Source organism: Rhodococcus antarcticus (assembly GCF_026153295.1).
Taxonomy (GTDB): domain Bacteria; phylum Actinomycetota; class Actinomycetes; order Mycobacteriales; family Mycobacteriaceae; genus Rhodococcus_D; species Rhodococcus_D antarcticus.
Genome location: NZ_CP110615.1, coordinates 3,095,824 through 3,119,111, shown reverse-complemented (window position 1 = coordinate 3,119,111; position 23,288 = coordinate 3,095,824). Strand labels below are relative to the sequence as shown.

Annotated in this window: 22 protein-coding genes; 18 read left to right on the top strand and 4 right to left on the bottom strand. The window is 75.4% G+C overall.

Annotated features, from left to right (window positions below):
* Nucleotides 1-54: 54 nt before the first annotated feature.
* The 4 genes from RHODO2019_RS15215 to RHODO2019_RS15200 all read left to right on the top strand — a co-directional run bounded on the left by RHODO2019_RS15215 (nt 55) and on the right by RHODO2019_RS15200 (nt 4,923).
* Nucleotides 55-798: an oxidoreductase gene (locus RHODO2019_RS15215; RefSeq protein WP_265382579.1), complete on the top strand. Its 744-nt coding sequence runs from the start codon at nt 55-57 to the stop codon at nt 796-798.
* Nucleotides 799-843: 45 nt separating this feature from the next.
* Nucleotides 844-2,256: an aminopeptidase P family protein gene (locus RHODO2019_RS15210; protein ID WP_265382578.1), complete on the top strand. Its 1,413-nt coding sequence runs from the start codon at nt 844-846 to the stop codon at nt 2,254-2,256.
* Between the two features lie 183 nt (nt 2,257-2,439).
* On the top strand, nt 2,440-3,969 hold the full coding sequence (locus tag RHODO2019_RS15205) for a fatty acyl-CoA synthetase (protein WP_265382577.1): 1,530 nt from the start codon (nt 2,440-2,442) through the stop codon (nt 3,967-3,969).
* Nucleotides 3,970-4,002: 33 nt separating this feature from the next.
* Complete coding sequence (locus RHODO2019_RS15200; RefSeq protein ID WP_265382576.1) at nt 4,003-4,923, top strand: LLM class F420-dependent oxidoreductase; 921 nt, start codon at nt 4,003-4,005, stop codon at nt 4,921-4,923.
* A 318-nt stretch (nt 4,924-5,241) separates the two neighbouring features.
* On the opposite strand, the gene RHODO2019_RS15195 is transcribed toward RHODO2019_RS15200, so the two are convergent.
* Nucleotides 5,242-6,057, bottom strand: a complete 816-nt coding sequence (locus RHODO2019_RS15195; RefSeq protein WP_265382575.1) for an HAD family hydrolase — start codon at nt 6,055-6,057, stop codon at nt 5,242-5,244.
* A gap of 343 nt (nt 6,058-6,400) precedes the next feature.
* Here RHODO2019_RS15195 and ssd point away from each other — a divergent pair, with 343 nt between their 5' ends.
* From ssd to RHODO2019_RS15160, 7 genes are all read left to right on the top strand, one after another.
* On the top strand, nt 6,401-7,498 hold the full coding sequence (gene ssd, locus RHODO2019_RS15190; protein WP_265382574.1) for a septum site-determining protein Ssd: 1,098 nt from the start codon (nt 6,401-6,403) through the stop codon (nt 7,496-7,498).
* Entirely contained in the window at nt 7,495-8,685 is a 1,191-nt protein-coding gene (locus tag RHODO2019_RS15185) for a TadA family conjugal transfer-associated ATPase (protein WP_265382573.1), read from the top strand. Before ssd ends, RHODO2019_RS15185 begins: the two co-directional genes overlap by 4 nt.
* Entirely contained in the window at nt 8,682-9,479 is a 798-nt protein-coding gene (locus tag RHODO2019_RS15180; RefSeq protein WP_265382572.1) for a type II secretion system F family protein, read from the top strand. The genes RHODO2019_RS15185 and RHODO2019_RS15180 overlap by 4 nt, the downstream gene beginning before the upstream one ends.
* A 209-nt stretch (nt 9,480-9,688) precedes the next feature.
* Nucleotides 9,689-10,198: a type II secretion system F family protein gene (locus RHODO2019_RS15175; RefSeq protein ID WP_265384807.1), complete on the top strand. Its 510-nt coding sequence runs from the start codon at nt 9,689-9,691 to the stop codon at nt 10,196-10,198.
* A gap of 46 nt (nt 10,199-10,244) precedes the next feature.
* A complete protein-coding gene (locus RHODO2019_RS15170; protein ID WP_265382571.1) occupies nt 10,245-10,442 on the top strand; it encodes a DUF4244 domain-containing protein in 198 nt (65 codons plus the stop codon).
* On the top strand, nt 10,442-10,801 hold the full coding sequence (locus RHODO2019_RS15165; protein WP_265382570.1) for a TadE family type IV pilus minor pilin: 360 nt from the start codon (nt 10,442-10,444) through the stop codon (nt 10,799-10,801). Before RHODO2019_RS15170 ends, RHODO2019_RS15165 begins: the two co-directional genes overlap by 1 nt.
* Entirely contained in the window at nt 10,798-11,142 is a 345-nt protein-coding gene (locus RHODO2019_RS15160) for an Rv3654c family TadE-like protein (protein WP_265382569.1), read from the top strand. Before RHODO2019_RS15165 ends, RHODO2019_RS15160 begins: the two co-directional genes overlap by 4 nt.
* Nucleotides 11,143-11,158: 16 nt before the next feature.
* Here the strand turns inward: RHODO2019_RS15160 and RHODO2019_RS15155 are convergent, their stop codons facing one another.
* Entirely contained in the window at nt 11,159-11,725 is a 567-nt protein-coding gene (locus RHODO2019_RS15155; RefSeq protein WP_265382568.1) for a uracil-DNA glycosylase family protein, read from the bottom strand.
* 34 nt (nt 11,726-11,759) lie between these two features.
* On the opposite strand from RHODO2019_RS15155, the gene RHODO2019_RS15150 reads away from it, so the two are divergent.
* A complete protein-coding gene (locus RHODO2019_RS15150) occupies nt 11,760-12,875 on the top strand; it encodes a geranylgeranyl reductase family protein (protein WP_265382567.1) in 1,116 nt (371 codons plus the stop codon).
* A 97-nt stretch (nt 12,876-12,972) separates the two neighbouring features.
* On the opposite strand, the gene RHODO2019_RS15145 is transcribed toward RHODO2019_RS15150, so the two are convergent.
* Together RHODO2019_RS15145 and RHODO2019_RS15140 are read right to left on the bottom strand one after the other, a co-directional pair.
* Nucleotides 12,973-13,854, bottom strand: coding sequence for an NAD-dependent epimerase/dehydratase family protein (locus RHODO2019_RS15145; RefSeq protein ID WP_265382566.1), 882 nt, complete (start codon nt 13,852-13,854; stop codon nt 12,973-12,975).
* Between the two features lie 180 nt (nt 13,855-14,034).
* A complete protein-coding gene (locus RHODO2019_RS15140; protein WP_265382565.1) occupies nt 14,035-16,344 on the bottom strand; it encodes a DEAD/DEAH box helicase in 2,310 nt (769 codons plus the stop codon).
* A gap of 328 nt (nt 16,345-16,672) precedes the next feature.
* On the opposite strand from RHODO2019_RS15140, the gene RHODO2019_RS15135 reads away from it, so the two are divergent.
* The 6 genes from RHODO2019_RS15135 to RHODO2019_RS15110 all read left to right on the top strand — a co-directional run bounded on the left by RHODO2019_RS15135 (nt 16,673) and on the right by RHODO2019_RS15110 (nt 23,276).
* A complete protein-coding gene (locus RHODO2019_RS15135; RefSeq protein WP_265382564.1) occupies nt 16,673-16,876 on the top strand; it encodes a cold-shock protein in 204 nt (67 codons plus the stop codon).
* A gap of 77 nt (nt 16,877-16,953) precedes the next feature.
* Complete coding sequence (locus tag RHODO2019_RS15130) at nt 16,954-17,565, top strand: hypothetical protein (protein ID WP_265382563.1); 612 nt, start codon at nt 16,954-16,956, stop codon at nt 17,563-17,565.
* Nucleotides 17,566-17,614: 49 nt separating this feature from the next.
* A complete protein-coding gene (locus RHODO2019_RS15125; RefSeq protein WP_265382562.1) occupies nt 17,615-18,211 on the top strand; it encodes a hypothetical protein in 597 nt (198 codons plus the stop codon).
* A gap of 140 nt (nt 18,212-18,351) precedes the next feature.
* On the top strand, nt 18,352-21,441 hold the full coding sequence (topA, locus tag RHODO2019_RS15120) for a type I DNA topoisomerase (RefSeq protein ID WP_265382561.1): 3,090 nt from the start codon (nt 18,352-18,354) through the stop codon (nt 21,439-21,441).
* A 10-nt stretch (nt 21,442-21,451) separates the two neighbouring features.
* Complete coding sequence (locus RHODO2019_RS15115) at nt 21,452-21,967, top strand: hypothetical protein (RefSeq protein ID WP_265382560.1); 516 nt, start codon at nt 21,452-21,454, stop codon at nt 21,965-21,967.
* A 79-nt stretch (nt 21,968-22,046) separates the two neighbouring features.
* A complete protein-coding gene (locus RHODO2019_RS15110) occupies nt 22,047-23,276 on the top strand; it encodes a DNA polymerase III subunit delta' (RefSeq protein WP_265382559.1) in 1,230 nt (409 codons plus the stop codon).
* The last annotated feature ends 12 nt before the right edge of the window (nt 23,277-23,288 follow it).

Here is a 23,288-nt window from a genome sequence, read left to right as displayed (position 1 = left end):
AGTCCCTCGCCCAGCGGGTGGACCGGCGCGGTGAGTGGCCTACCGTCCCTGCCCGTGCCCGTCGACCCGCTCGCCCCCCTGCTGGAGCTGCCCGGGGTGGCAGCCGCCGCGGACGCCGCCCGTGCCGCCGTCGACGCGGTGCACCGGCACCCGGCCAACCGCAAGGGCTGGGCCGTCGGGGCCACCGAGGCCTCGGTCCGTGCCGCGCGGAGCTCGGCCGCGCTGGACGGTGGCTCCACGGAGCTGCCCGGTGAGGGCACGGCCGCCGACCCGGTCACCGCCGGCGCGCTGCGGGTGGCCACGACGCTGGACGGACCCGCCCTGACGACCCTGCTCGGCGTCTGGCGTCGCGCGCCGCTGCAGGTGCTCGCGCGCCTGCACCTGCTGGCCGCGGCGGACCTCGTCGACGACGCGCAGCTGGGTCGGCCCCGGCTGGGCACGGCGCAGCGGCTCGACGGGCTCGGCCAGCTCGTCACCGGGGGGACCCGGGTGCCGGCGGCCGTGCTGGCCGCGGTGGTGCACGGGGAGCTGCTGGGGCTGGCGCCGTTCGGCAGCGCGGACGGCGTGGTGGCGCGGGCGGCCTCGCGGCTGGTGGCCGTCAGCAGCGGGCTCGACGTGCACAACCTCACCGTCCCGGAGGTCAGCTGGCTGCGCCGCCCGGACGACTACCGGCGTGCTGCCGCGGGTTTCGCCGCGGGCACGGCCGAGGGGGTCGCCACCTGGGTGGTGGCCTGCTGCGCCGCGCTGGAGGCGGGGGCGAAGGAGGCCGGCTCGATCGCGGACGCCGCCGTCAGCTGACCAGCCGGCTGGGGTCCGGGGACCACCCGCACTAGCCTGGAGGTCATGACTCGACCCGCGCGCCGCGACCCGAGCAAGCTCACCGACGCCCCCGGCTTCCGGGAGAACGTCCGCGACGGGTGGGGGCCGGCCGACCGGGCCGCCCACGTCGTCGACGGTCAGGCGGTGGCCGCGGCCGAGCACCGGCAGAAGCTCTCCCAGGCCTTTCCCGGGCAGCGGATCGCAGTGGCCGCGGGGCGTGCCCCGGTGCGCTCCAACGACTCCGACTACGAGTTCCGGCCCGACTCCGACTTCCTCTGGCTCACGGGCTGCCAGGCCGAGGGGGCGGTGCTGGTCATGCACCCCTCCGGCGACCGGCACGACGCGGTGCTGCACCTGCGCGCGCCCGCCGGGCCCGGTGAGTCGGACTTCTTCGCCTCCGCCCGGGACGGCGAGCTGTGGATCGGCCCCGTGCCCGGGCTCGGCGAGTGGAGCGAGGCCCTGGGCATCACGTGCCGCCCGCTCGAGGAGCTGCCCGGCGCCCTGCGCGGCAGCTACCCCGCGATGCTCGCGACCCGCGGCGTGGAGCCCGTGCTCGACGCGCTGGTCAGCGGCTCCGGGGGCGAGCTGCGCCGGGTGCTCTCCGAGCTGCGGCGGGTCAAGGACGACTGGGAGATCGACCAGCTGCAGGCGGCCGTCGACGCCACCGTCACGGGGTTCACGGAGGTGGCCGCGGCGCTGCCCGAGGCAGAGCGGGCCGGGGGTGAGCGCTGGCTGCAGGGCACCTTCGACCGCCGCGCGCGCACGTCCGGCAACGGCGTCGGCTACTCCTCCATCCTCGCGGCCGGCCCGCACGCACCCGTGCTGCACTGGGTCCGCAACGACGGGGTGGTCCCGCCGGACGGGCTGCTGCTCATGGACGCCGGCGTGGAGGCCACCACGTTCTACACCGCCGACGTCACCCGGACCTACCCCGTCTCCGGGGAGTTCAGCGAGGCCCAGCGCCAGGTGTACGACCTGGTGCACGCCAGCCACGTCGCCGCCATGGCCGAGGTGGCCCCGGGCGCGGAGTACCGGACGTTCCAGCAGACGGCCATGCGGGTGCTCGCCGAGGGCCTGCACGACTGGGGCCTGCTGCCGGTCTCGGTGGAGGAGTCGCTCGACCCCAAGGGCCAGCACCACCGGCGCTACATCGTGTGCGGGGTGGGGCACTACCTGGGCCTGGACGTGCACGACTGCGCGCAGAGCTCGGCCGAGGCCTACCACGAGGGCACCCTCGAGGAGGGCATGGCGCTGACCGTCGAGCCGGGCCTGTACTTCCACCCCAACGACCTGACGGTGCCCGAGGAGCTCCGCGGCATCGGCGTGCGCATCGAGGACGACCTGGTCGTCACCGGCACCGGCAACCGGGTGCTGTCCGACGCGCTGCCCATCACGGCCGACGGCATCGCGGAGTGGGTCCGCACCCACCGCGGCTGAGCCCGGCCGCCACGGCAGCGCACCGAGGACACCGCGCCGGGCGGGGTGCCCGTGACGGCGGCCGCCGTGGCCGGGACCGGGGACGGCCGGCTCCGCCTCGACCACGACGAGCCACCTCCGGCGCTGCCGGGCCGGCCCTAGGGTGTGACCCAGGTCGCAGCGCAGCACACCGGAGGTCCTCGAGTGAGCCCTGATCCCCGTTCCAGCACCGTCGACGACGTCCTGCGGCGCTCGGCCGCGCGCCACCCGGACCGGACGGCGCTGCACTTCGAGGACCGGAGGTGGACCTACGTCGAGCTCGACGATGCGGTGACCCGGGCGGCCGGGCACCTGCTGTCGCTCGGTCTGGCGGCCGGTGACCGGGTGGCCACGATCGGCGCGAACTCCGACGCGTACCTGCTCGCCTACCTGGGCTGCGCCCGCGCGGGGCTGGTGCACGTGCCCGTGAACTACGCGCTGACCGGGGAGGAGCTCGCGTACCTGCTGGGCTCCTCGGGCGCGCGGCTCGCCCTGGTCGATCCCGCCCTGCGCGCCGGGGTGGAGCAGGTGCTCGGCGACACCGTGGTCGAGACGGTTCTCGCCCTGCACGGGGAACCCGGAGCGGTGCTGGAGCGGTGGCGCACGGGGGAGGTGCCCGAGCTCGACGTGACCGTGTCCGACACCGATCTCGTCCAGCTGCTGTTCACCTCGGGCACGACCTCGAAGCCCAAGGGCGCCATGATGACCCACCGCGCGCTGGTGCACGAGTACGTCTCCTGCGTGCTGGCCCTCGACGCCCACGAGGACGACCTGCCCCTGCACTGCATGCCGCTGTACCACTCGGCCGGCATGCACGTCTTCCTCCTGCCGTACCTCTCCGTGGGCGCGACCAACCACCTCATGGCCCGCCCGGACGTGCCCGAGGTGCTGCGCCAGGTGGAGGCCCACGCGATCGGGGCGCTGTTCCTCGCCCCCACGGTGTGGGTGCCGCTGGCCAACCACCCGGACCTGGCCACCCGGGACCTCTCCAGCCTGCGCAAGGCGTTCTACGGGGCCTCGATCATGCCGGTGCCCGTGCTGCACCGGCTGCAGGCGGCTCTGCCGGAGCTCGCGTTCTACAACTGCTTCGGCCAGAGCGAGATCGGTCCGCTGGCCTGTGTGCTGGGCCCCACCGAGCACGCCGAGCGACCGGAGAGCTGTGGGCGGACGGTGCTCTTCGTCGAGGCGCGGGTGGTCGACCCGGCCACCGATCTCGACGTGGAGGCCGGGACGTCCGGGGAGCTGCTCTACCGATCGCCACAGCTGTGCACCGGGTACTGGGACAACCCCGAGGCGACCGCGGAGGCGTTCCGCGACGGGTGGTTCCACTCGGGGGACCTGGTCGTCCGCGACGCGGCGGGCTACATCACCGTCGTGGACCGGATCAAGGACGTCATCAACACCGGTGGCGTGCTGGTGGCCTCCCGCGAGGTGGAGGACGCGCTCTACACGCACCCCGCCGTCGCGGAGGTGGCCGTGATCGCGCTGCCCGACGACCGCTGGATCGAGGCCGTCACCGCCGTCGTCGTGCTCCGCGAGGGTGCGCACGCCGACGCCTCCGAGCTCATCGCGCACGCCCGCACCACGCTGGCGTCGTTCAAGCTGCCCAAGAGCGTGCACCTGGTGGCCGAGCTGCCCCGCAACCAGAGCGGCAAGCTCCTCAAGCGGGTGCTGCGCGACGACCTCACCTCCTAGCACGGGAGGGTCGCGTCACTACTGTTCGCCAGCATGGACCTGCGCATTTTCACCGAGCCCCAGCAGGGGGCCACCTACGACGACCTGCTCCGTGTGGCGCGGGCCACCGAGGACCTCGGCTACGACGCCTTCTTCCGCTCCGACCACTACCTCGCCATGGGCGACGGGGACGGGCTCCCGGGCCCGACGGACGCCTGGGTGACGCTGGCCGGCCTGGCCCGGGAGACCTCGCGCATCCGGCTCGGCACCCTGGTCAGCTCGGCCACGTTCCGGCTGCCCGGGCCGTTGGCCATCGCGGTGGCCCAGGTGGACCAGATGAGCGGTGGGCGGGTCGAGCTGGGCCTGGGCAGCGGGTGGTTCGCCGCCGAGCACGCCGCGTACGGCATCCCGTTCCCCGAGCTGGGGGAGCGCTTCGACAGGCTCACCGAGCAGCTCGCGATCATCGACGGGATGTGGACGACGCCCACGGGAGAATCGTTCTCGCACAGCGGTACCCACTACACGGTGACGGCCTCGCCGGCTCTGCCCAAGCCCACCCAGGCGCGACTGCCCATCGTCGTGGGGGGCGGTGGCACGAAGCGCACCCCGGCCCTGGCCGTGCGGTACGCCGCGGAGTTCAACGCTCCCTTCCGCACCGTCGAGTCGACCGGCGAGCTGGTGGCCAACGTGGCGCGCGTCGCGGCCGAGGCGGGCCGCACCGACCTGGTGTGCTCCGCAGCGCAGGCGCTGTGCGTCGGCGCGGACGACGCAGCGATCGCCCGTCGGGCGGGCGTGCTCGGCCGGGAGCTGGACGAGCTGCGCGCCAACGCGCTGGCCGGCTCGCCCGCCGAGGTGGTGGACAAGCTCGGCCGCTTCGCGGAGGTGGGGGTGAGCCGGGTGTACCTGCAGCTGATGGACCTCACCGACCTCGACCAGCTCGAGCTCGTCGCGTCGACGGTGCTCCCCCAGGTCTGACCCCGGCCGGGCCGGACGCACGAGGACCCCGGGGGACTGGTGTCCTCCGGGGTCCTCGAGCACGAGCAGCTTGGTGACCAAGCGTGCAGGGGGGCGCCGTGATGGTGGCCTCGGCGTCGATCGGGGGTGTGTCCCCCGTCGCGCAGGCCCACGGCGGCAGTCTGGCCAGGCGCGCAAGGCGTGGGTGCCGAGCTGCTCGTGCTGGGAACCGCGGGCGGGAGGAGGGACCTTCTCTTCCGGTCCAGCCTTGGCCTCTCGTGGTTCCGTAGGTCCAGTTCTACCCTGTGATCCAGGTCACGACAAGGGTGATCTTTGGCGTCACCGGGATCGGCGCCGACGGGCCAGCCCGTACCAGGTCGCACCGGCTGCAGCCGCACCCAGCCCGAGGGCCGCGGTGGCCACCGCCGAGCTCGACGCGGTGGGGATCCGGGCCCGCAGGGACACCGGGTTGGAGAAGGTGAGCACCGGCCACCCGCGGCCCAGGGCCTCCTTGCGCAGCGCCCGGTCGGGGTTCACCGCCGTCGGGTGACCGACCTCGGCGAGCATGGGCAGGTCGGTCACCGAGTCGGAGTACGCGTAGCACCGGCTCAGGTCGTAGCCGTGGGTCTCGGCGAGCCCGCGCAGGGCGTCGGCCTTGGCCTCGCCGTAGCAGTAGAACTCGACCTCGCCGGTGTAGAGCCCCTCGTGCTCGACCATGCGGGTACCCACGCTGAGGTCCGCCCCCACCATGGCCGCGATGGGTGCCACCATCTCCTCGCCCGAGGCGGAGACGACCACCACGTCGTGGCCCTTGGCGGTGTGCTCGGCGATGAGCGCGGCGGCCTCGGCGTAGACCAGCGGGTCGACGACGTCGTGCAGGGTCTCCTCGACGATCGAGCGCACCTGCTTGACCTCCCAGCCGGTGCACAGCGCGGTGAGGTGCGCACGCATCCGCTCCATCTGGTCCGCGTCGGCCCCGGCGAGCAGGAACAGGAAGTGCGCGTAGCTGCTCTTGAGCACCGCGCGACGGTTGATCAACCCCTCGTGGAAGAAGGGCTTGCTGAACGCCATGGTCGAGGACCGGGCGATGATGGTCTTGTCCAGGTCGAAGAAGGCGGCGACCTGGGGGCGGACCTCGACCGCGGGCGTGCTCACCCGGCGAGCATAGGTGTGACGTTCGCTTCGCGACCGCCGGGCAAAGCAGTTGAGGTGACAACTTCCCGCCCGTCGGGGGTACTGTCTGGACCGTTCGGACTCGTTCCGGACGAGCTCAGCCCACCCCCCGGGGCTGAGCTCCGACGACCCCCGCCCCTCCCCCCTGGCGGGGGTCGTCCCACGTCCGAGGTCGGTTGCCCCAGGCACCGGCCTGGAGGTTGTCCACAGCGCCCGAGCTGTCCACAACCCCCCGCCGTGGCGGTCCCGGACCGTCGGGGCTCCCGCAGGGTTGCTCCCAGTCGAGCCGGCACCCGCCCGCTCACCGGAGAGCGCGGAGTCCGCCGTGACCACAGCCCTGACCACCCCTGCTGCCCGCCCGCACCGCGCGCTGGCCCTCGTGTCCTCGCCCGTCCTGCAGGAGGAGCTGCTGCGCCTGGCGGCCGCGGCGGGGTGCGAGCTGGAGCTGGCCGCCGACACCACCGGCGCCCGGGTGCCCTGGGTGCGCGCGCCGGTGGTGATCCTCGACGCCCGTACCGCCGAGCGGTGCGCCGCCGCCGGGCTGCCCCGCCGCGAGGGCGTCCTGGTGGTCAGCACCGAGCCCGGTGGCGACGAGCTGTGGCGTGCGGCGGTCGCCGTCGGCGCCGAGCACGTGGTGCACCTGCCCGACGGCGAGGCGTTCCTGGTGGGCGCGCTGGGGGAGCGGGTGGAGCGCGGCGACGAGGGTGGACGGGTGCTGGCCGTGCTCGGCGGGCGCGGTGGTGCGGGAGCGTCCGTGCTGGCCGCCGCCGTGGCGTCCGCCGCTGCGGAGTCCGGGCGCCGGTCCCTGCTGGTGGACCTCGACCCGCTCGGCGGTGGGCTCGACCTGGTGCTGGGGGCCGAGGAGACCGCCGGGCTGCGCTGGTCAGGGATCGCGCTGACGGGGGGTCGGGTGGCGGCCAGCGCGCTGCACGAGGCGCTGCCGTCGGCGGGCGGCCTCCTCACGGTGCTCTCCTGCGGCCGCGACGACGTGGCTCCGGGCCCGGCGGCGGTGGCGGCGGTGCTGGACGCCGGTCGGCGCGCGGGGGACCTGGTGGTCTGCGACCTGCCCCGGACGCCGGGTCCCGCCGTGCACGCCGTGCTGGACCGGGCCGACGCCACCGTGCTCGTCGTCCCGGCCGAGGTGCGGGCCTGTGCCGCAGCCGCACGGGTGGTCGCCGCCCTCGGCGAGCGCGTGCCCGGTCTGCGCGTGGTGGTGCGCGGACCAGCGCCCGGCGGCCTCGGCGCGGCGGACGTCTCCCGTGCCCTCGGCCTCCCGGTCCTCGCCACCACCCGGCCGCACCCCGGGCTCGCCGCTCATCTCGAGCGGGGCGGGCTGCCACGCCGGGGGCCACTCCCGACGGTGGCGCGGATCGTGCTCGACGCCCTGGTCGACGCCCGTCCCGCCGGTCGGTGCGCCGCGTGAGCGCCCTCGTCCTCGGCGAGCACGAGGACCTGCTGGAACGGGTCCGGCACCGCCTCGCCGAGGTGCCCGGGCGGCTGAGCCCTGCCGTCGTGGCCGGAGCCATCCGGGCCGAGGCGGGCGGGGTGCTGGGCGACACGGACCTGCTCGCCGCGCTGCGCGTGCTGCAGACCGAGCTCTCCGGGGCCGGACCCCTGGAGGCCCTGCTGCACGAGCCCGCGACGGCCGACGTGCTCGTCACCGCGCCCGACGCGGTGTGGGTCGACCGCGGCGCCGGCCTCGAGCGCACCGACGTGCGGTTCGCCGACGAGGCCGCCGTGCGGAGGCTGGCCCAGCGTCTCGCGCTCTCGGCCGGACGTCGCCTCGACGAGGCCCAGCCGTGGGTGGACGGACGGCTCCCCGAGGCGGGCTACGGCGGCGCCGGGGTGCGGCTGCACGCCGTGCTCCCACCCGTGGCGGCGGACGGCACCACCATCTCGCTGCGCGTGCTGAGACCGGCCACCCAGGGCCTGGACGTCCTCGTCGCGTCGGGGTCGGTGCCCCCCGAGGTGGCCGGGCTGCTCGAGGCGGTGGTGTCGGCCCGGCTGGCCTTCCTCGTCGTCGGTGGCACCGGCTCGGGGAAGACGACGATGTTGGCCGCCCTGCTGGCCCGGGTCGAGCACCGCGAGCGCATCGTCTGCGTGGAGGACGCGGCCGAGCTCGCGCCGCAGCACCCGCACGTGGTGCGGCTGGTGGCGCGGGCGGCCAACGTCGAGGGTGTCGGAGAGGTCAGCGTCCGCCAGCTGGTGCGCCAGGCGCTGCGGATGCGGCCGGACCGGGTGGTCGTCGGCGAGGTCCGCGGCGCCGAGGTGGTGGACCTGCTCACCGCGCTCAACACCGGCCACGACGGCGGTGCGGGCACGGTGCACGCCAACTCCCCCCGCGAGGTGCCCGCCCGGCTGGAGGCCCTGGCCGCGCTGGGCGGGATGGACGCCGCCGCGCTGCACAGCCAGCTCGCGGCCGCGGTCCAGGTGGTGCTGCACGTGCACCGCGGCGCCGACGGCAGCAGGGGTCTCGCCGCCGTCGGGGTGCTGGAGCGCTCGGTGGCCGGAACCGTGACCGTGGCACCGGCGTGGACCCGGGCCGGCGGTCGGGGGCCCGCGTGGGCGGCGCTGGCCGGGCTGCTGGCCGAGCGCGGGGTGACGGTGTGAGCGCCGTCCTCGTCGCGCTGGCGGCGGCCGTGCTCGTCGCCCCCGGCTCGGTGGGAGCACGGCGGCTGCGCGGGCTGGACCCGGTCGCGGCCCGCCCCAGGACCCGGCCGCGGACCACGTCGACGCTGGGCACCGCGCTGGTCGCCGCGGCCGTGACCGCCCTGCTCGTGGGGCCGGTGCCCGCACTGGCCGCCGCCCTCGTCGCCACCACCGCGCACCGCCGCCTGCTGGCCCGGCGCACGGCTCGTCGCGACGCCCGCGCGGCCACCGACCTCGCGGCCGCCGTGGAGGTCCTCGTCGCCGAGCTGCGGGTGGGTGCACACCCCGCGACCGCCTGCGCCGTGGCTGCTGCCGAGGTGGGCGAGCCCGTGCACCGGGTGCTGGCCGAGGCCGCGGCCCGAGCCCGGCTGGGCGGTTCCGCGGCCGACGGCCTGCACTCGGGTGATCCCGGGCTGGACACCGAGCTCGACCGGGTGGCCGCGGCCTGGCGGGTGGCCGACGAGCGCGGCGTGGCCCTGGCCGAGCTGCTCGACGCCGTGCGCCGGGACCTGGTCGGGCGGACCCGCTTCCGGCGCCGCACCGAGGCCGGGCTCGCCGGCGCGCGCGCCACGGCCACCGTGCTCGCCGGGCTGCCGCTGCTCGGCATCGCCCTCGGCCAGGCCGTGGGCGCCGCCCCCGTCCAGCTGCTCCTGGGCAGCACCGGTGGTGGGCTGCTGCTGCTCGTGGGCACGGTGCTCGTCTGCGCGGGGCTCGCGTGGTCCGGCCGGATCACGGCTCGGGTGGGTGCGCCGTGAGCTCCGCGCTGGTCCTGCTGGCCCTCGCGCTGCTGCTCGTGCCGGGCGAGCGGGCGGTGCAGGCGCGCATCCGGGCGCTGCTGGTGCCCACGGCGGAGGTCGGCCCCGACCGGTTCGGTGCGGCCGCACCCCTGGTGGTCTCCGGGCTGCTGGGTGCGGCGGTCGCCCTCGGGGTGGGCGGGGTGGCGGGTGCCGTGGCCGGCGTCGTGCTGGCCGTCGGGGTGCGCACGGTGCTGGTGCGCCTCGGCGGGGACAGGACCACGCCGCTCGACCCGCTCGCCGTCGCCGGCACCTTCGACCTGCTGGCGGCCTGCCTGCGCTCGGGGTTGCCCGTGGCGACGGCGGCCGAGGTCGTGGCCGCCTCGGCGCCCCCGGCCCTGGGCTCCGTGCTGCGCCAGGCCGCCGACCTGCTGATCCTGGGGGCCGAGCCCGAGGCGGCGTGGGCCGCGGCCGCCGCCGAGCCCGCTGCGGAGCCGCTGGCCCGCCTCGCGCGGCGCTCGGCCCGCTCGGGCGCCTCGCTCGCCGCCGGTGTCGCCGAGCTGGCCGCTGAGCAGCGCGGCAGCGCCGAGGACGCCGCGGCAGCTGCCGCCGAGCGCGCCGGCGTGCTCGTGACCGGCCCGCTGGGCCTGTGCTTCCTGCCGGCCTTCCTGTGCCTGGGTGTCGTGCCCGTGGTGCTGGGGCTCGCAGGTCCGGTGCTGCAGGGCGGCATCGTCGGATGAGCTCCCACCGTGGAACGTCCACAGTGGATTCAGGAGGGAAGTCACCATGGGGATCAGGGCGAAGATCGAGAACGGGCTCGTCGAGCTGGCCGGGCAGGACGACGGGATGTCCACCGCGGAGTACGCGATCGGCACCATCGCCGCCGCGGCCTTCGGGGCGGTGCTCTACACGGTGGTCACCGGGGACTCGGTGGTCGGTGCGCTCACCGATCTCGTGCAGCGCGCGCTCACCGCGAGCATCTGATGGGTGCCGCCGGCCGGGTCCGCGCCCGCCTGGCCGCCGACCGCGGCTACGTCACGGTGGAGGCCGCCATCGCGCTGGCCTCGCTCACCGCGGTGCTGGTGCTGGCGATCGGGGCCGTGCTGGCCGCGGCGGTGCACGTGCAGTGCCTCGACGCGGCGCGGGAGGCGGCCCGGCTGGCGGCCCGCGGGGAGGGCGACCGGGCCGTGAGCGCCGCCCAGCAGGTGGCCCCGGACGGGGCGACGATCGTGGTCACCACCGCCGGTGACACCGTCACCGCGGCGGTGAGCGCGACGAGCCGGCTGCTCCCCGGCCTCGACCTGCGGGGCACGGCCGTCGCGGTGCTGGAGCCCGGGCAGTGACCCGGCTCGCCGAGGACGAGACCGGCTCGGCGACCATCTGGGCGGTCGGGGCGATGGCCGCGCTGGTGGCCCTGGCCGTCCTCGTGCTCCAGCTCGGGTCCGCGGTGAGCACCCGGCACCGGGCCGAGTCCGCGGCCGACCTCGCGGCGCTGGCCGTGGCGGCGCACGCGCTGGAGGGGCCGGCGGCGGCCTGCACGCGAGCCCGGGTGGTCACCGACGGGATGGACGCCGAGCTCGTGCGCTGCGAGCTGGACGGGTGGGACGCCGTCGTCGAGGTGGACGCGGGCTCCGGGCTGGGTTCCGGCCACGGCCGGGCGCGGGCCGGTCCGGTGGGTCCCTAGTGCGGGGCCAGCGGTGTCACAGCGTCCAGAGCAGCTGCTGCGCCTCGGTGTAGGCCGCCTGGTTGGTGGCCGGGTCCGTCCCGGGCTCGGCCGCCACCACGGTGGCCACGCTGCGCTCCAGGTACGGCCGGCGCTTCAGCGCGTGCACCCACGACGACTGCGCGGTGCGGCCGCACAGCAGCACCAGCTGGAGCTCGGGCAGCAGGTCCACCACGCGCAGCAGCGGATCCACCCCGGCCGTGACGTGCTCGTCGTCGACGCGGTCGCCGGTGGCCCACGGGTAGGCGTTCCAGAGGGTGTACGTGCTGGGCGGGATGCCGAGGCCGCTGAACGCCGAGCTCAGCTCGACCGAGGCCGGGTCGTCGTTCTCCACGCACAGCAGGCCGTCGGCGGACCCGGGTCCGGGGAGCAGCACCAGCAGCAGCGAGCCGGTGCCACCGTGCAGCGGCGCGAGGTGCGGGACGGTGCCGCGACCCTCGCGGTCGCGCAGCGCGTCGACCAGCGCGTTGACCGGCGCCACGTGCGGCTCCGTCGTCCCGGCGAGCTGCTTGTCGCGGAAGGCCGCGTCCGTCATCCGTCGCACAGCAGCGAACGGTAGCGCCGCTACCGTGCACCCGGTGAACGTGCCGTGGGACGTCGTGGTCGTCGGATCGGGACCGGCCGGGGCGTCCGCCGCCCGGGTGTCCGCCGAGGCGGGGGCGCGCACGCTGCTGCTCGACCGAGCCACCCACCCCCGCTACAAGACGTGTGGTGGCGGGATCATCGGCCCTTCCCTCGCAGCGCTGCCGGCGGGCTTCGACCTGCCCGAGCGCGACGTCATCACCCGGGTCAGCTTCACCGTCGACGGTCGGCGCCCCCGCACCCGTCGCGCCCGCACACCGGTGTTCCGGATGGTCGACCGCGCGGAGCTCGACGCGGCGCTGACCACGGCCGCGGTGGCCGCGGGTGCCGAGCTGAGGGAGTCGACCACGGTGACGGCGCTGGCCGAGGTGGACGACGTCGTCGTGCTGACCACCAGCTCCGGACCGGTGCACGCCCGCGCCGTGGTGGGGGCGGACGGCAGCGCGAGCAGGATCGGCGCGCACGTGGGGGTCCGGCTGGCCCAGGTCGACCTCGGGCTCGAGGTGGAGCTGCGACCGGTGTCGATGGTCGGCTGGACGGGACGGGTGCACCTGGACTGGGGCTCGCTGCCCGGTTCCTACGCGTGGGTGTTCCCCAAGGGCGACCGGCTCACGGTCGGGGTGATCGCGGCCAAGGGCTCGCCGGTCGAGACCCGCGCGTACCTCGACCGCTTCGTGACCGAGATGGGGCTGGACGGCGCCGAGGTGGAGCGCAGCTCCGGGCACCTCACCCGCTGCCGCGAGCCCGGCTCACCGCTGCGGCGCGGCCGGGTGCTGGTGTGCGGGGACGCCGCCGGGCTGCTGGAGCCGTGGACCCGGGAGGGGATCTCCTTCGCGCTGCGGTCCGGCGCGCTGGCCGGGGCCGCGGCCGCCGGCGTGCTGGCCGACTACCCGGGCGAGGTCGAGCGCACCCTCGGGGTGGAGATGGCGGCCGGTGCACTGCTGCACGCGGCGCTGGCCCGGCGGCCGCGGATGGTGCACGCGGGGATCGCTCGGACGGGTCCCGGGTGGACGGCGTTCGGCCGGGTGGCGCGGGGCGACGCGACGCTGGACCGCGCGCTCGCGCACCGTCCCGTGGCGGCGGCCGCCCGGTTCCTCGCCCGCCACCCCTGAGCGCCCGCACCTCGTTCCCGCGCCAAGTGCGGGCTTGTGGCGGTCATCCGGGGGTGTCCGACGACGAAGAGCCCGCACTTGGCGCCGGGGCCGGGGTTCAGGCCAGAGGTCGGCCTTCGGGGGTGAGGTGGTCGCGCCAGCTCCGGGTGGGGGTCCAGCCGAGCATCCGCTGCGCCTTGGCGCTGGTGATCCCCGAGGCGTCCACGCGGTCCACCTCGCGCAGCTCGATCGCGTCGCCATAGTGCTCGTGCACCGCGGCGGCGAAGTCCCGCCCGCCCACGTTGTCCGGGCTCGCGATGTAGAACACCTCGTGCCCGGGCAGGTCGGACTCCACCGCGAGCACGAGGGCGTCGGCCAGGTCGAGTGCGTCGATGTAGGCCCACAGGCTCGCGCTGAGCAGGGAGCGATCGGCCAGCAGCGGTCCGAGGTTGCGTGCGTAGTTGTCGGCGGTCTGCACCCAGGAGGGGCGGATCGAGGTGCACCGCATGTCGCTGCGCCGGACGGCCGCGTCGCACAGCTGCTCGCCGAAGTGCTTCGCCAGTGCGTACGGGTCCTGCGGGGCGATCGGGTGCTCCTCGTCCACCGGCACGTACGTCGGCAGGAAGTCGCGCTCGGGGAAGAAGAAGCCCGGCACCGTCTCGCTGGAGAGGTTGACCACGCGCGTCACGCCGAAGCGCACGGACGCCTCGATCACGTGGAACAGGGACATGAGGTTGTTGCCGAACACGACCTCGGGCGGGTTCTGCGTCGGCTCCGGGATGGCGGCGCAGTGCACGACGACGTCGTGGCCACGGACGATGCCGTAGACCTGGCCGGCGTCGGTGAGGTCGGCCTGCTGGTAGCGCGGGGCGCCGGGCTCGGGGGTGTCGAAGACGGGGCGGGCGACGTCGGTGGCGGTGACGTCGTGGCCGGCCTCCTGCAGTGCCGTGACCGTCGCGCGTCCGACCTTGCCGTGCGCACCTGTGACCAGGACCTTCACCGTGACCTCCTCGCGGGCCCCGGCTCTCAGGACTCCCGAGCACGGTACGGACGCCTCCCGCGGTGCGCCCACCGGTGCGGCCCAGCCGCACATCGTTCGTGGTGCGTTGTGCGCGCACAACGCACCAAGAACAGCCCCGGAACGACGTTGTGCGCGCACAACGCACGCGGGGTGCGGTCCTCAGCCCGCGAGCTCGCCGAGCACCGCGTCGAGCACCAGCACCGCCCCGGCCTTGTGCAGCGGGTCGTTGCCGTTGCCGCACTTGGGGCTCTGCACGCAGGACGGACATCCCGAGGCGCACTCGCACGCGGCGATCGCGTCCCGGGTGGCCGTGAGCCAACGGACGATCTCCGCGTGCCCGCGCTCGGCGAAGCCGGCCCCGCCCGGGTGCCCGTCGTGCACGAACACCGTCGGGCGACCGGTGTCCGGGTGCAGGGCCGTGGACACCCCACCGATGTCGCTGCGGTCGCACGTGGCCACCAGTCCCAGCAGCCCGATGGCCGCGTGCTCGGCGGCGTGCAGCGCACCGGGCAGCTCGGCCTCGCCCACCCCGCACCGCGCCACCAGCTCCGGGTCCAGCGCGTAGACCACGGCCCGGGTGCGCAGCACCTGCACGGGCATGTCCAGCTCGACGGTCTCCAGCACGGCGCCGGTCCGGTCCTTGCGCAGGTAGCCCACCACCTGGTCGCTGACCTCCACCTCCGCCAGGGCCACCTCGACCGCTCCGTGCACGGCGCGGGAGATCCAGCGCACCACCCCGATGTCGGTCACCGAGCGCGCCGAGGTGGACCAGTCGGGGTCCTCGGCGTGCACGAGCGCGAGCCCGTCGTCCAGGTCCAGGTGGTCCACGACGTAGGACGTGCCCTGGTGCAGGTGCACGGCCCCCGGGTGCACCTGGGACGGCGCCGAGCCGTTCTCGACCGTCCCCAGCACGCGGCCGGTCGACTCCTCCACGATGGCCACCGCGAGCCCACCGGTCCCGCGGAGGTCGACGTCGGCGTGCGGGCGCTGCCCGGCGGCGAGGTACCACCCGCGCGGGCGCCGCCGGAGCACTCCCGCAGCGACCAGCTCGTCCAGCAGCTCGACGGCGTCGAGGGCGTCGGCCTCCGCCACCGTCACCGGCTGCTCGGCGGCCGTGCACGCCAGGTGCGGGCCCAGCACGTACGGGTTGGCGGGGTCGGTCACCGACGCCTCGACCGGCCGGTCGAGCAGCGCCGAGGGGTGGTGCACCAGGTAGGTGTCCATCGGGTCGTCCCGGGCCACGAGGACCACCAGCGAACCCTCCCCGCGCCGCCCCGCCCGCCCCGCCTGCTGCCAGAACGAGGCCACCGTGCCCGGGAAGCCCGCCACCACGACCGCGTCGAGCCCCGCGACGTCCACCCCGAGCTCGAGCGCGTTCGTCGTGGCCACGCCCAGCAGCCGCCCGTCGCCCAGCGCTGCCTCGAGCGAGCGCCGGTCCTCGGCCAGGTAGCCCGCCCGGTAGGCGGCCACCCGCTGCCCGAGCCCCGGCTCCACCTCCTCGAGCAGCCGTCGCGCCCCCAGGGCGGTGAGCTCCGCACCCCGCCGCGAGCGGACGAAGGCCAAGGTCCGGGCGCCCTCGACCACGAGGTCGGCCAGGATCCGGGCGGCCTCGGTGCCGGCCGACCGCCGGACCGGCGCACCGTTCTCCCCGCTGACGTGCTCCAGCAGCGGTGGCTCCCACAGCGCCACCGTGCGCGGCCCGTGCGGGGAGCCGTCCTCGGTGACCGCCACCACGTCGGCACCGATCAGCCGGCCGGCCGCGGGCGCGGGATCCGCGGACGTTGCGCTGGCCAGCACCACCACCGGGGCCGAGCCGTACCGGGCGCAGATCCGCAGCAGCCGGCGGAGCACCAGCGCCACGTGCGAGCCGAACACCCCGCGGTAGGAGTGGCACTCGTCGACCACCACGTAGCGCAGCCGGCGCAGGAACACCGCCCAGCGCTCGTGCCGCGCGAGCACCCCCAGGTGCAGCATGTCCGGGTTGGTGAACACCCAGCGGGAGTGCGCCCGCACCCAGTCGCGCTCGTCGAGGGGGGTGTCGCCGTCGAGCACCGACGCCCGCACGTCGGGCAGGCCGAGCGCGGCCACCGAGCGCACCTGGTCCGCGCCCAGCGCCTTGGTCGGCGAGAGGTACAGCGCCGTCGCGCGGGGGTCGGTGGCGAGCGCGCTGAGCACGGGCAGCTGGTAGGCCAGCGACTTGCCCGACGCGGTACCGGTGGCGACCACGACGTGCCGTCCCGCGTGCGCGTGCTCGGCCGCGGCCACCTGGTGGCTCCACGGCCGCTCCACCCCACGCCCGACGAGGGCGCCGCGCACCGAGGGCGCCACCCACCCCGGCCAGGCCACCACCTGGGCCTGCCGGGCGGGGAGCTCGCGGGTGTGGGTCAGCGGCAGCTCCCCGCGCGGCACCCCGGCGAGGAGCCGGCCCAGCAGCTCGCTGCCGTAGGACGTCACCCCGCTCACCACCACCGGGCGACCGTAGCCACGGTCACCGACCGATCCGACCGATCCGACCGATCTGACGGACCCGACCGACCCGATGGACCTGACCGATCCGACGGCCGCGCGGGCGCCCGCCGCGACGGTCGTCGGCTCTCCTGCTGTTCACCTGGGCCCGAACGTGGTTCACTTGTCGTGGTCGCAGCTTCTGTGTTCGTGTACGCGCTCGCAGGATCATCGTTGCGGGCGTGGTCTGCCAGAAAGCTCCCAGAGCCGCCGGTCTTCCACGATCGTGACCGGCCCGGCGGGTCGCACGTGTGACTCACCGCACCAAGCTTTCGCACAAGGAGATACCAGCATGGCCCAGGGCACTGTGAAGTGGTTCAACGCGGAGAAGGGGTTCGGCTTCATCGCCCCCGAGGACGGTTCGGCTGACGTCTTCGTGCACTACTCCGAGATCTCGGGCAGCGGCTTCCGCACCCTCGAGGAGAACCAGCGCGTCGAGTTCGAGGTCGGCCAGGGCACCAAGGGTCCCCAGGCCACCGGCGTCCGCGCCGTCTGAGCCTCCGCTCAGCACAGAGCCCCCACTGCCTCCGGGTAGTGGGGGCTCTGTCGTTCCTCCTCCAGGAAGGTCCTCCCGTGCGCCGCACCGCCGCCCTCACCGTCTCCCTCGCCCTGCTCCTCGCCGGGTGCAGCTCCGGCAACGCCGCCGACCCAGCACCCACGAGCACGTCGTCGACCGCGACGAGCGCGTCGGCCGCCGCGTCGTCCGGCGGGACGAGCAGTGCCGCCGCGACCGCCGTCCCGGCCGATCTCGCCACCTGGGCGTCGGCCTTCTGCACGGCGGCCGCCCCGCTGACGACCCTCGGATCACTGCCGACCCCGGACACCTCGTCGCCGGCGGCCGCGAAGACCTCCCTGACCGCGTTCTACCGCCAGGGCGCCGCCGTGTTCACCGAGGCCGCGACGGCGCTGTCCACGGTCGGACCGCCACCGGTGGGCGGCGACAGCCAGCTCACCCAGGGGGCCGTCGACGCCCTCAGCGGTTCCGCCACCCGGTTCCAGGGTCTCGCCACGGCGGCCGAGGCCGCGGACCCGTCCGACGCCGCTGCCATCGGCGGCCTGGTGTCCGGCTTCAGCGACGCCATCGCCGCCCTGCAGGCCTCGTTCGCCAGCCTCAACCAGGGTCAGTCACCGGAGGTCAGCGCCGCGATCACCGCTGCTCCCGAGTGCGCGGCGCTCGCCCGCTGAGGACGGCCGCCTCCCGCCCTGCGCGCACCCGCTGACCTACGGTGACGCCGTGGCCCAGCTGTCCTTCTTCTCCGCCGACCTCGTCGACCCCGCCGTGGAGGACCTGGCGGGGATCCTGGCCGCCCACGGCCAGCTCGTGACGACCGCAGGCGCGACGCGGGTGTCGGTGGTCGTGGAGGACCGGTGGCGGGCCGCCGAGCTCGCGGAGCTGGTCCGTGCGTGCGGGATCGAGGCCGAGACGGGGGAGTCCGAGGAGGGGCGGCCCCTCGTGCGCAGCGCGGCCTCGGCGGCGCTGGGTCCGCTGCGCGCGTCGTGGACGAAGGGGGCGGTGAAGACGGTGCCCCCGGGGTGGGTGCCCGGGGGGCGGGCGCTGCGGGCGTGGACCCTCGCTGCGGGACGCACGGACGACGCGGGGTTCGTCCTGGGGCTCGACCCGCACGCCGTCGACACCCACCTGCCCCTCGCCGCCGCCCTGTCCCGGGCCGGGCTGGCGGCGACGCTGCTCAGCGCCCGTGGCGGTGGTCCGGGGCTGCGGGTGAGCGGTCGCCGACGCCTGCTGCGGCTGGCCGAGACCGTGGGTGGCGCCCCCGAGGGTGCCGCGGGCGCCGGCGGCTGGCCGGACCCCGACGAGGTGCGTCGCCGGTGACGTGGACCCCAGGTTCGCGGCAGCCCCCCCGCGTCGTGTGCCACCCTGTGCTCGACCGGCCGCGGCAGCACGGCGGCTGAACCGAGGACCCCGGGATCGACCGAGGGGTCCCAGCGCAGCAGGGAAGGTACGGGCCAGCAGTGGCAGCACGCAGCAAGGCGACCGGCGGCGGCACCCGTCGTCTGGTCATCGTCGAGTCGGGGGCGAAGGCCAAGAAGATCGGCGCCTTCCTCGGGCCGGACTACGTGGTGGAGGCCTCCATCGGCCACATCCGCGACCTGCCGCGCGGTGCCGCCGACGTGCCGGCCAAGTACAAGGGTGAGCCCTGGGCGCGGCTCGGCGTCAACGTCGACCACGGCTTCGAGGCCCTCTACGTCGTCAGCCCGGACAAGAGGACGAAGGTCAGCGAGCTCAAGGCCCTGCTGAAGACGGTGGACGAGCTCTACCTCGCCACCGACCCCGACCGTGAGGGCGAGGCCATCGCCTGGCACCTGCTGGACACCCTCAAGCCCACCGTTCCCGTGCGGCGCATGGTGTTCCACGAGGTGACCGAGAGCGCCATCCTGGCCGCGGCCAACGACACCCGCGAGCTCGACGGCGACCTCGTCGACGCCCAGGAGACCCGGCGCATCCTCGACCGCCTCTACGGCTACGAGGTCAGCCCCGTGCTGTGGAAGAAGGTGATGCCGAAGCTGTCCGCCGGGCGCGTGCAGTCCGTGGCCACCCGGCTCATCGTCCAGCGCGAGCGCGACCGGATGGCCTTCCGCTCCGCCGGGTACTGGGACATCTCCGCGACCCTGGACGCCGGGGCCGACGCGACCCCGCGGTCCTTCGGCGGCCGCCTGCAGACCGTGGACGGCGCCCGGGTGGCCTCGGGCCGGGACTTCGACTCCCTCGGCGTCGTCAAGGCCTCGTCCACGGTGACGGTGCTGGACTCCGCCCACGCCCACCGTCTGGCCGAGGCGCTCGAGGGTGTCGCGCTGACCGTCACCTCGGTGGAGGAGAAGCCCTACTCCCGCAAGCCCTACGCGCCGTTCATGACCTCCACGCTGCAGCAGGAGTCCGGTCGCAAGCTCGGCTTCTCCTCCGAGCGGACCATGCGCATCGCCCAGCGGCTGTACGAGAACGGGCACATCACCTACCTGCGGACCGACTCCACGACGCTCAGCCAGACCGCGCTCACCGCCGCCAGGGCCCAGGCCCGGGAGCTCTACGGCGACGCCTACGTCCCCGACGCCCCCCGGCAGTACACCCGGAAGGTGAAGAACGCGCAGGAGGCCCACGAGGCGATCCGCCCGGCCGGGGACGCGTTCGCCACCCCCGGCCAGCTGCACTCCCAGCTGGCCACCGACGAGTTCCGCCTCTACGAGCTGATCTGGCAGCGCACGGTGGCCTCGCAGATGGCCGATGCGCGCGGCACCACGCTGAGCCTGCGCATCGCCGGCACCGCCGGCACCGGTGAGGAGTGCGTGTTCGCCTCCTCCGGGCGCACGATCACCTTCCCCGGCTTCCTCAAGGCCTACGTCGAGACGATGGACGAGGGCGCCGCCGGGGAGGCCGACGACAAGGAGTCGCGGCTGCCCCAGCTGGTGCAGGGCCAGGCCCTCACCGCCGCCGCCCTCAGCCCGGACGGGCACTCGACCAACCCGCCGGCCCGCTACACCGAGCCCAGCCTCACCGGCACCCTCGAGGAGCTCGGCATCGGCCGTCCGTCGACCTACGCCTCGATCATGGAGACCATCCAGAACCGCGGCTACGTGTACAAGCGGGGCAGTGCACTGGTCCCGGCGTGGATCGCCTTCGCCGTCGTCGGCCTGCTCGAGGCGCACTTCAGCCGCCTCGTCGACTACGACTTCACCGCCGCCATGGAGGACGAGCTCGACGGGATCGCCGCCGGTCGCGAGCAGCGCACCCACTGGCTGGAGGGCTTCTACTTCGGTGGCGAGACCGGACCGGAGGACTCCGTGGCCCGGGCCGGGGGACTGAAGAAGCTGGTGGGGGTGAACCTCGAGGAGATCGACGCCCGCGCGGTCAACTCGATCCGCCTGTTCGACGACAGCGAGGGCCGCGCGGTCCACGTCCGGGTCGGCCGCTACGGCGCCTACCTCGAGCGGATGGTCTCCGCGGACGGCGCCGAGGCCGGCGAGCTGGTCAGCCAGAAGGCCAACCTGCCGGAGGACCTCTCGCCCGACGAGCTGACCCTCGAGGTCGCCGAGAAGCTGTTCTCCACCCCGCAGGAGGGGCGCACGCTCGGGGTGGACCCGCTGAGCGGGCACGAGATCGTGGCGAAGGAGGGCCGCTTCGGTCCCTACGTCACCGAGCTGCTGCCCGATCCCCCCGAGGACGGGGCTGCGCCGCCCACGCCGCTGGATCCCGCGCCGGTGGACCTGCCGACGGGGGCCGGTGGCGTCGCCACGGGGTCCGGGGGTGGCGTTGCCACCGGGTCCGGGGGTGGCGTTGCCACCGGGTCCGGAGGTGGCGTTGCCACCAAGACCCGGTCGCCGGCGAAGAAGGCGCCCGCGAAGAAGGCGGCGGCCAAGGCCGCCGGCCCCAAGCCGCGCACGGGCTCGCTGTTCGCGTCGATGGACCTGGCCACCATCACCCTCGAGGACGCGCTGCGGCTGCTGTCCCTGCCCCGCGTGGTGGGGGTGGATCCGGTCAGTGGTGAGGAGATCACCGCGCAGAACGGCCGCTACGGCCCGTACCTCAAGCGCGGCACCGACTCCCGCTCGCTGACCGACGAGGAGCAGCTGTTCACGGTCTCCGTCGAGGAGGCCCTGAAGATCTACGCCGAGCCGAAGCGTCGGGGCCGGGCCGCCGCGGCTCCCCCGCTGCGCGAGCTCGGCAGCGACCCGGTGAGCGGAGCCGCGATGGTGGTCAAGGAAGGCCGCTTCGGGCCCTACGTCACCGACGGCGAGACCAACGCGAGCCTGCGCAAGGGTGACGTCGTGGAGACCCTGACCGACGAGCGGGCCGTCGAGCTGCTCGCCGAGCGGCGGGCTCGGGGCCCGGCGCCGAAGAAGACGGCCAAGAAGGCCCCGGCGAAGAAGGCGACCGCCGCCAAGAAGGCCCCGGCGAAGAAGACGACCGCTGCCAAGAAGGCCCCGGCGAAGAAGACGACCGCTGCCAAGAAGGCCCCGGCGAAGAAGACGACCGCTGCCAAGAAGGCCCCGGCCAGGAAGGCGACCGCCGCCACGAAGGCTCCGGCGGCCACGAGCCCGGAGAGCTGAGGCGGTCACGATGAGCGGGACGGACGGCGGGGCGGGCGGCTACTTCGACGACGCGCTGCTCGGCGCGGACGGCACGGGGCAACCACCGGTGCGGGAGGGCTACGGCGACGCGCTCGCCCAGGACACGGCCCCGGCGCAGGAGTGGGGTGGCTTCGCGCTCCCGCGGCTGCCCGTGGCCCCCGGCGGGAACGAGCAGGCCGCTCGCGCCCTGGTCGAGGCAGACGAGCTGCCCGGGGTGCGCGTGCCCGCTCCCGTCCCGGCCGGGCAGTGGGGTCAGCTGCAACCGGCCCCGGCTCCGGGGCGCACCCCGGAGCCCGTCCCGTCGTGGTCGCCGCCCGCCGGCTGGCCCGGGGCCACGCCGGGCTGGCAGGCGCCCCCGGCACGGCGGGCGCAGCCGGCTCCCCGCCGGCCTGCGCTCCGTCCCGCTCCCGAGCCGCCGGCCACGCTCCGCTCGTCCTCGGGGCCGCTCGCCATCCTCGCCGTGCTGCTGCTGATCCTGGTCGTCGGCCTCGTGCTGCTGCCCTGAGCAGCGCGGCGCACGGGCGCGGCAGGGGCGCGGCGGCGGGCGGGTCGGGTTGTCGGTCCCCGCGGCTACGGTGGTCGGTGTGAGCGGAGTCTTCGATCGGCTGGTCGGCCAGGAGGACGTGGAGCAGCTGCTCCGGGCGGCTGCCGCCGCTGCGCTGGACGCCACCTCGGCGTCGGAGGCGGGCTCGGCCATGACCCACGCGTGGCTGTTCACGGGTCCACCCGGCTCCGGACGGTCGGTGGCTGCGGTCTGCCTCGCCGCTGCGCTGGAGTGCACGGCACCGTCGGCAGACCCCACGGCTGCGCCGGGCTGCGGGGAGTGCGCGGCGTGCCGCACCGTGCTCGTCGGCACCCACGGCGACGTGCGCCGCGTGGTGCCGGAGGGCCTCAGCATCGGTGTCGCCGAGATGCGGGCCATCGTCCAGGTCGCCTCGCGCCGCCCGAGCACCGGGCGGTGGCAGGTGGTGCTCGTGGAGGACGCCGACCGCCTGACCGAGGGCGCGGCGAACGCTCTGCTCAAGGTGGTGGAGGAGCCCCCCGCCCGCACCGTGTTCCTGCTGTGCGCCCCCTCCACCGATCCGCAGGACGTGTCGGTCACGCTGCGCTCGCGCTGCCGTCACGTGGCCCTGCGCACGCCCACCACCGCGGCCGTGGCGCAGGTGCTCCGGGACCGCGACGGCCTGGACGAGGCACGTGCCGGCTGGGCGGCGTCGGTCAGCGGGGGGCACGTGGGCAGGGCCCGTCGCCTCGCCACCGACGCCGACGCGCGGGCTCGCCGGGAGGCCGTGCTGGCCCTGCCGCGTGCGGCGGGTCACCCCGCCAGCGCCTACTCCGCGGCGTCCGCGCTGGTGAAGTCGGCCGAGGACGAGGCCAAGGTGGCCTCCGTCGGGCGCGACGAGCGCGAGACCGAGGAGCTGCGCACGGCCATGGGCGCAGGCGGCACCGGCAAGGGTGCGGTGGGGGCGCTGCGGGGCTCGGCGGGCGTGCTGAAGGACCTGGAGAGACGGCAGAAGTCCCGGGCCACCCGGACCCAGCGCGATGCGCTGGACCGCGCCCTGGTCGACCTCGCCGGGTACTACCGCGACGCGGTCCTGCGCGCCTCGGGGTCCTCAGCCCCGGCCACCCACCCGGACCGCGCCGAGGAGGTGGCACGGCTCGTGGCCGACGGGGTGCCGGCCGAGGGGCTGCTGCGCTGCCTGGAGGCCGTGCTCGCCTGCCGGGAGTCGCTCGCGCTCAACGTGAAGCCGATCATCGCCGTCGACGCCATGGTCGCCCTGCTCGGGGCCGCCCAGCGTCCTGCCCTGCGCTGACGCCGCAGGCCT